The organism is Inquilinus limosus MP06 (genome assembly GCF_000767795.1).
Classification (GTDB): Bacteria; Pseudomonadota; Alphaproteobacteria; order DSM-16000; family Inquilinaceae; genus Inquilinus; species Inquilinus limosus_E.
The window spans coordinates 1-7,480 of sequence record NZ_JANX01000296.1 but is presented as its reverse complement, the minus strand read 5'-3'; the positions used below and the strand labels follow the sequence as shown (position 1 = coordinate 7,480).

General features: G+C 68.1%; 7 protein-coding genes, 1 tRNA gene and 1 pseudogene. 4 read left to right on the top strand and 5 right to left on the bottom strand.

From position 1 onward, the window contains the following. A pseudogene (locus P409_RS20670) lies at positions 1-322 on the top strand (HlyD family type I secretion periplasmic adaptor subunit); the annotation flags it as partial. Positions 323-458: 136 nt separating this feature from the next. After that, positions 459-535: transfer RNA gene (locus P409_RS20665), tRNA-Arg, on the top strand. Positions 536-558: 23 nt separating this feature from the next. Here the strand turns inward: P409_RS20665 and P409_RS20660 are convergent. After that, positions 559-1,455, bottom strand: coding sequence for a polysaccharide deacetylase family protein (locus P409_RS20660; protein ID WP_034842901.1), 897 nt, complete (start codon positions 1,453-1,455; stop codon positions 559-561). 101 nt (positions 1,456-1,556) lie between these two features. Between P409_RS20660 and P409_RS20655 the strand changes: the two genes are divergently transcribed. Further along, positions 1,557-2,447, top strand: a complete 891-nt coding sequence (locus tag P409_RS20655) for a LysR family transcriptional regulator (protein WP_238578733.1) — start codon at positions 1,557-1,559, stop codon at positions 2,445-2,447. A 15-nt stretch (positions 2,448-2,462) separates the two neighbouring features. Here P409_RS20655 and P409_RS20650 read toward each other — a convergent pair whose 3' ends face one another. The 3 genes from P409_RS20650 to P409_RS40405 all read right to left on the bottom strand — a co-directional run bounded on the left by P409_RS20650 (position 2,463) and on the right by P409_RS40405 (position 5,807). Continuing rightward, positions 2,463-3,188, bottom strand: coding sequence for a DUF6683 family protein (locus tag P409_RS20650; RefSeq protein ID WP_034842896.1), 726 nt, complete (start codon positions 3,186-3,188; stop codon positions 2,463-2,465). An 86-nt stretch (positions 3,189-3,274) separates the two neighbouring features. After that, positions 3,275-5,335: a right-handed parallel beta-helix repeat-containing protein gene (locus P409_RS20645; protein ID WP_034842892.1), complete on the bottom strand. Its 2,061-nt coding sequence runs from the start codon at positions 5,333-5,335 to the stop codon at positions 3,275-3,277. Positions 5,336-5,504: 169 nt separating this feature from the next. Then, on the bottom strand, positions 5,505-5,807 hold the full coding sequence (locus tag P409_RS40405; protein WP_034842888.1) for a cytochrome P450: 303 nt from the start codon (positions 5,805-5,807) through the stop codon (positions 5,505-5,507). A gap of 103 nt (positions 5,808-5,910) precedes the next feature. Here P409_RS40405 and P409_RS20635 point away from each other — a divergent pair, with 103 nt between their 5' ends. After that, positions 5,911-7,056 carry a lactonase family protein gene (locus P409_RS20635; RefSeq protein ID WP_034842882.1) on the top strand — a complete coding sequence of 382 codons (1,146 nt, stop codon included), beginning with the start codon at positions 5,911-5,913 and terminating at the stop codon, positions 7,054-7,056. Positions 7,057-7,093: 37 nt separating this feature from the next. Here the strand turns inward: P409_RS20635 and P409_RS20630 are convergent. Then, on the bottom strand, positions 7,094-7,480 hold a 387-nt coding region (locus P409_RS20630; protein WP_152613461.1), incomplete at its 5' end, for a DsbA family oxidoreductase.

Below are 7,480 nucleotides of genomic sequence, written 5' to 3'. Positions count from 1 at the left end.
GCCGAACGACATCGACACTGTGCGCGAGGGGCAGTCGGCGCTGGTGCGCTTCACCGCCTACCATCAGCGCAACATGCCGCGGATCGACGGCACCGTGATCTATGTCGCCGCCGACAGCACCCAGGACGAGGCGACCAAGCGCTCCTACTTCCTGGCCAAGGTCGAGGTCGACCCGAGCCTGCTGAAGCGGGTGGCGCCGCAGGTCAACCTCTCCGCCGGCATGCCGGCCGAGGCCTCGATCATGACCGGCACCCGCACCGCGCTGCAATATGCGGTCGACCCGCTGGTGCACGCCTTCCAGCGCAGCTTCATCGAGGACTGAGGCCCCATCGCCTCCGTTTTCGTGCGGCATCGGGGCCACCCCCGCCGGGCGCGGGGGTGGCCTCTTTCGCTTCCGGCCTGCCGACGATGTCACGGGGGGTGTCATCGCCCCGCCGGCTTGCTATAAGGGCGCCCGGGTCCCCGTAGCTCAGCAGGATAGAGCGGCTGCGTCCTAAGCAGCGGGTCGGGAGTTCGAATCTCTCCGGGGACGCCATCCGCCCAGGCCGAGGTGCCCGGTCAGCCCTTCCCGACAGTCTGCCGATACCAGTCCGCGATCTCGCTGCCGGTGGCCAGCCAGACATCGGGATGCGAGGCGATATGGGCCAGTGCCCGGCCGAAATGCCGGGCCCGGTGCGGGTGGCCGATCAGGAAGGGGTGCAAGGCGATGCCCATCACCCGGCCGGTCACGGCGCCATCCTCGTACAGGACGTCGAACTGCTCCCGGATCGTGTCGGCGAACTGCACGCCGGACTGGCCCTGGAAGAGGAAGGCGTTGAAGTCGTTGATCTCGATCGAATAGGGCAGCGACAGCATCTTCCCGGTGCGCACCCGCATCGGATAGGGCTGCTCGTCATTCACCCAGTCGGCGACATAGTCGATGCCGGCCTCGGCCAGCAGGTCGAGGGTGTTGTGCGATTCCGTCAGCGCCGGGCTGAGCCAGCCGCGCGGCCGCCGGCCGGTGGCCTGGCCGATGGTGTCGACCACCGCCCGCACGATCTCCCGCTCCTCATCCTCCGGCTGGCCGTTGATGAGCGCCGAGTTGGTGAGGCCGTGGCCCATCCACTCCCAGTCCAGCGCCTGCCCGGCCTCGATGATGCGCGGATAGTGCCGCACGACGTCGGCATTGAGCGGCACGGTGCCGCGGACGCCGTGCCGCTCCATCACTTCCATCAGCCGCCAGATGCCGACGCGGACGCCGTAGTCGCGCCAGGAATAGTTCAGCACGTCGGGGACGAGGTTGGCGGTGAAGGGGTTGATCGAGCTCGACGGCCGGTCGAACAGGAAATGCTCGATGTTCGGCGACACCCAGACCGCCACCCGGGCGCCGTTCGGCCAGCCCAGCTTCGGCCGGTCGACGATGGCGGAATACGGGAATCGGTCGTGATGCTGCGGCGCGGCTGATGTCTCGGGCATGGCTGCCTCCTCAGGTGATGGCCTGCTCCGGAAGATGAGGCTGCCGCGCATTGTGGAGAATTGGGCTATGGTTCCTGACACTTCGGAGGTGGGTGTCCGGAATGACCATGCGCCTCACCGACAGCCTCGGCGCGCTCGACGCATTCGTCCGGGCGGCGGAATCCCGCAGCTTCACCGCCGCGGGGCGGCAGCTCGGCGTCTCCTCCTCCGCCATCGGCAAGGCGGTGGCGCGGCTGGAGGAGCGGCTGGGCGTGCGGCTGCTGCACCGCTCCACCCGCTCGGTGACGCTGACGCCGGAGGGGGCACTGTTCCTGGAGCGGTGCCGGCGGATCTTCAGCGAGATCGAGACGGCGGAGGCGGAGCTGGCGCAGACCCGCGGCGCGCCGCGCGGCCGGCTGCGGGTCAGCCTGCCGTTGGCCGGGATGCTGATGATGCCGACGCTGGGCGCCTTCATGCGCGAGTATCCGGAGATCGAGCTGGACCTCGATTTCACCGACAGGCTGGTCGACGTGATCGAGGAAGGCTTCGACGCCGTGATCCGCGCCGGCGAGGTCGGCGATTCCCGGCTGATGAGCCGAATCCTCGGCGTGTTCCGGCTGCAGCTGGTGGCGGCGCCCGCCTATCTCGCGCGCCGCGGCGTGCCGCGGGTGCCGGAGGAGCTGGCCGGCCACGCCTGCCTGCAGCACCGCTTCGCCACCAGCGGCAGGTTCGAGCCCTGGCCGCTGCGCCGCGCCGGGATCGCCCTGCCGAGCAGCGCGGTGGCGAACACGATCGAGCCGCTGATCGCCATGGCCGAGCAGGGGCTGGGCATCGCCTGCCTGCCGGATTTCGCCATCCGCCGGCAGATCGGGGACGGCACCCTCGTCGTGGTGCTGGCCGAACACACCGCGCATGAGGGCGTGTTCCGCCTGCTGTGGCCGTCCAGCCGCTACCCCGCGCCCAAACTTCGTGTCTTCATCGATTTCCTGGCGAAGCACCTGTTCCCGGCGTAGCGCGCCGCTGTCCGCTCACTCGGCCGGAACGAAGCCTTTCTCGGTCAGCGTCATGGCGGCGAGATCGAGGCTCATCCCCCGCGCGCCCTGCGACACGGCCGCGGCGACCTGGCGGCTCAGCTCCGGGTTGCCCTGGCTCTGCTTCAGCGCGTCCGAGATCAGCGCCGCCTGGATCAGCAAGGCCTCGGCCATCTCCTGCTTGGCCGCGTCGCCCGCCCCGCGCAGCTGGCCCGACGCCGCCATGGCGCGGGCGGCCTGGTCCCGCACGGCCAGGGCGGTGGCGCGGCTGACGTCGTCATCGACCCCGCGGCTGGCCTGCCAAGCATTGATCCAATACACCGCATAGGCGTCGGCGACATCGTCGATCCGCAGCCCGACGGCGGCGAGCGGCGCCCGCATCTGCTCGACCACGTCGACCGATGCGAACACCTTGGCGAGATTGTCCGCCCCCTGCGGATCCGCCGCCCGGCTGCGGGCCACGAAGCGGGCCAGATTGACGGCGCGGCGGTCGCGCGAGGGGGTGTAGCGGAAGGCGCCCGCCGCGGCCGACGGCGCCGCGGCGCCGGGCTGCGGATGCTGCTGCTCCTCCGTGATCCGGCGCAGGGCCAGGCCCAGCGTGTCCGTGCCGGCCACCGAGGGGGTGATGATCGTCCAGCCCCATCCGTCCTGGGCGGGCGCCGCCGCCGGCCAGATCGCGATCGCGCCGAACCCGCACAGCAGGACTCGCAGGAACCGTCGCATGTCCTCTCTCCCCACTCCTGGATAGCATGCTAGCCTTGGATTGTGACCCTGCTGCGTCCGGCGACGCCGGACGCAGCAGGGGCCGCTTACGACGTGGCGCCGTAGACCGGCGCCCAGTCCGTGTTCAGGATATTGGCCGTGCCGGTGGTGAGCCTGATCCAGCCGAGGAGTACCTTCCCTCCGGCGCTCGCCGGCGCCGCATTCGGCACGAACTGCCCCGCCATCCAGCCGCCGCTGGCCGGCGCCGCGGTGAAGTTCCCGGTCGAGTTCTTGATCGAGCGATTGGTCCCATAGGTTGCGGCGGTCGGGTTGCTGTCTACCCAGACCAGGTCGTTCTCCCGGATGTTGGGATAGAACGTCATGCCCTGCAGCGCCGCCGGATCGCCGACATAGCTGTTGTCCTTGAGGGCACATTGATAGCCGCCGGCAACGGCTGAGACTGGTCCCTTCGCGTTCTTGAACACGCAGCCGCGGACCACCACCCCGACCGTCGCGTTCAGGTTGAGGCCATAGCCGCTGCCAGTGGGTGCCGACGTATCCCAGCTGCCATCCGCGGCACGGTGCGGATGTTCGAAGAAGGGATCGATATCGAACACATTGTCGGCGACCAGCAGGTCGCCGGTCTTGTCCGCGCCACCGACAGCCAGGTCGGCGCCCCAAGTGCGGCAGCGCCGGAACACGTTGTCTGTGACGGCAATGTTCCGCAGATAGGTCGCCTCAGCGAGATAAAGGCCCGTCGCATAGCTGTCGACAATGTTGCCGCTGACCACGGCGTTCTGCATCGAGCTGCCGATGACGATACCCCGCGAGGTGGTCTGGTGGATACCGATCGTGCCAGCCATCTCCGGGTCGACCTCGCCGGCATTCCACCACAGCTTGCCGTAGCCGGCGTCGGAGAAATGGGTCAGGCCGCTCAGCGTGTTCGTCAGCGTGTTCCCCGAGATGATCACGCCATAGCCGCCGCCATGAGCCTTCGCGGCGCCGAAGGTGTTGATATAGGGCTCCGGCTTCACGATCGTGCCCGCCGTCCAACGTCCTGGGGCCCCGGCGGGCACAGGTGCCTCAGTGCCGGCAGTCGGGGTCACGGCCTTCACATAGATGCCGCGGCAGACGTCGCCCCCACCGATCCCGTCACTGTTCAGATTGATCAGGTCCGAGCAGACGTTGTTGGCGATCACATTGGTGGTGAGGTCGTTGACGCCCTCCGGCGGCGCCACCGACAGATCGACGAAGTAGCCCATGACGAAGCGCAGGGAGTTGTTGACCACCGTGGTGTTCCGGGCGCCCACGCATTTGATGCCGGCCGAGAACTCCACCACATTGTTCGCGATCACGGTCCGCCGCTCATAGGCGCTCGCATTCTGGCCGGGCGCTACGCTGGAATGGACCGCGATGGCGTCATCGCCAACGCGCGAGATCACGTTTCCGGTGACCACGACATTGGTGGCGAAGCCGATATTGATGCCGTCCCGGTTGGTGTGGTGGACGTGGCAATCCTCGACCACGGCCTGCCGGGCCTTCATCGTCAAGCCCATGAAACGGGAATAGCAGACCTCGACGCGACGGACGGCCACCCGATCGTACCATTGCAGGTTGATCATGCGCTGGGCCTCGGTCCCGGCCCCACTCAGCCGATCGGCGTACCCCCACAGGGTCAGGTCCTCGATCTCGAACGAACCGCCATTGAAGCTGCTCTCTCCATTCGCACCGAGGAGATGACCGTCCACGATGAGCTTGAGGATGGAGAGGCCTATCCCCCGCCCCTTCAGCCGGACGTTCTTGGCGGAGAGAAGGCCGCCGCCGAGCGCATAGACGCCTCGGGAGAAGCGGACCACGCCCCCCGCCGATCTGGCGGAGATATAGTTGATCGCATCCTGGATGGCCGCGGTATCACTGGTCGGTGACGGCGAGTCGCCGTTCCGGACGGCCCCGAAGGACGCGACATTGACCTCGTCCCCGGCGATCTCCCACCAACCGCCGGATGCATCGGCGAAAGCGCCGCGATGGCCAGGATCGGCGTTCACGCGCTGATAGAAGGCATCGCCGCCGTCGCCGAGTCTGGCATATCCGCCGACATGAAGGGTCTGCTGCGTTGACGGGATGGCGCTGGCTTGCGCCGCACTGCGCGTCTCGAAATCATAAGGCATACCGACAGCTCCATCAGGTAATCCACATCCACCTTCGGCTTCACAAGATGAGAAACCACATGCCGATGCGGAGCATTTGAATGAGCCACTATATTATCACCTCAAATATGATTTAAAAATGAACAATATGTTTACTTGAATCTCAACACCTTAACCAATACAATCACTTTCAGACACAAATCTTTTTTCGTGTACGCAACTGTGAGTCGCGGCCGGGATGGTGGCGGACATCGGTGCGCCGCATGAACACCGGCGGCGTGCGCAGCCGCAGCACCTCGGTGATGACACGGTCGAGATAGGCCAGGGCCGGCAGATCCTCATGGGTCGGCAGCCTCCCACCAAGCGCGGCGGCGAGCTCGGCATGGATCCGCACTTCCACCTCCGGTTGGCGGCCGATCTCATGCATCATCCAGCCTAGCACCGTGCCGGGCGCCTCGGTGCGGGCCGGCTCGGATCGATGCCACGGCTGCATCGATCGATACCCGTTTCGGCTTGGACGGCAGGGCCAGGGGCATAAGACCCTTCGGCGTCGAAGAGGCACCGGGGTGCCCCAGCCTTCAGGGAGGACAAGGACCATGCCAAGCGCATTGCCGATATGGGCAGGACTGCTCGCCGTCGCCTCGTCGCTTGCCGCTTTCGGCCCGGCGCCGACGGCAGCGGCGGCCACCTTCGTCTATGTCTCCAACGCCGAGGACGGGAATATCGACGGCTACGCCATGGACAAGGCGACCGGCGGGCTGACGCCGCTGGGCAAGACCATGGCCGGGAAGATGGTGATGCCGATGGCGGTCAGCCCGGACAAGCGGCACCTCTACGCCGTGGTCCGGTCGCAGCCCTTCACGGTCGTGACCTATGCGATCGATCCGGCCAGCGGCGCGCTGCGGCAGCAGGCGACGGCGCCGCTGCCCGACAGCATGGCCTATGTCTCGACCGACGCGACCGGACGCTTCCTGTTCACCGCCTCCTATGGCGGCGACAAGGTCGCGGTCAGCCCGATCGATGTCGACGGCCTGGTCCGGGCGGAGGCCGGCCAGGTGGTCCCGACCGGCAAGAACGCCCATGCCATCCGTGCCGACCGGACCAACCGCTTCGTCTATGCCACCAATCTCGGCAGCGACCAGATCCTGCAGTTCCGGTTCGACGCCGCGACCGGCCGGCTGACGCCGAACGATCCGCCGCTGGTGAAGACGGCAGCGGGCAACGGCCCGCGCCACCCGATCCTGTCGCCCGACAACACATCTCTCTACGTGCTGTGCGAGCTGTCGGGGAACCTGATCCATTTCGCGGTCGACCAGGCCACGGGCACCCTGACCGAGCGCGACACAGTCGCCACCGTGCCGCCGGAGGCCGGGCTGGTGCCGGGCCTGCCGCCGGGTTCGCCGCCCGCCGATGACGGCAAGCGGCGGGTATGGGCCGCGGACATCCAGGCGACACCCGACGGCCGGTTCCTCTACACCACGGAGCGGACGACCAGCCGGATCGCGCTGTTCTCCGTCGCCCCGGAGACGGGGACGCCGGCCTATGTCACCAGCTACGCCACCGAGACGCAGCCGCGCGGCATCCGCATCGATGCGAGCGGAACCTATCTCATCGCATCGGGGGAGAAGTCCGACCGGCTGGCGGTCTACCGGATTGACAAAGCCAGCGGCGCCCTGACGCCGCTGGGCCGGTATTCGGTTGGCCGCGGCGCGAACTGGGTCGAGATCGTCGACCTGCCGTGACGCGGCGGGGCCGCCGGGCGACCCGTCGGGTAGGCCCTCAGCCGGCCAGGCTCCGCAGCAGCGTCTCGAACTGCTCGCGCGGATAGAGCCCGGGGATCAGCCGGCCGGCGACGAGCCAGGCCGGCGTCCCCTGCACGCCCAGGCGGCGGCCCAGCGCCTCCGACTGGCCGACCAGGGCATCGGCGCTGCCGTCGTCCAGCGCGGCGTTCAGGGCCGCAAGATCGATACCGGAAGCGGCCGCATGCCGGTCGATCACCGTCCGGTCACCGAGATCCTGGCCCAGCGCGAAATGGGCGGCGAACAGCGCCTTCTGGAGCGAGGGGAAGGCATCGGGGGCGTGGCGGCGGGCCCATTCGGCCGCGGCCAGCGCCATGCGGCTGTTCGGCAGCCGGGCCGGCCAGGCCAGTGGCAGGCCCGACGCCTG

Bases quoted from the DNA above. Each gene is read 5' to 3' on its own strand.
- P409_RS20650 (WP_034842896.1), bottom strand. From the start codon at position 3,188: ATGCGACGGTTCCTGCGAGTCCTGCTGTGCGGGTTCGGCGCGATCGCG.
- P409_RS20635 (WP_034842882.1), top strand. From the start codon at position 5,911: ATGCCAAGCGCATTGCCGATATGGGCAGGACTGCTCGCCGTCGCCTCG.
- P409_RS20645 (WP_034842892.1), bottom strand. From the start codon at position 5,335: ATGCCTTATGATTTCGAGACGCGCAGTGCGGCGCAAGCCAGCGCCATC.
- P409_RS20660 (WP_034842901.1), bottom strand. From the start codon at position 1,455: ATGCCCGAGACATCAGCCGCGCCGCAGCATCACGACCGATTCCCGTAT.
- P409_RS20655 (WP_238578733.1), top strand. From the start codon at position 1,557: ATGACCATGCGCCTCACCGACAGCCTCGGCGCGCTCGACGCATTCGTC.
- P409_RS40405 (WP_034842888.1), bottom strand. From the start codon at position 5,807: ATGCAGCCGTGGCATCGATCCGAGCCGGCCCGCACCGAGGCGCCCGGC.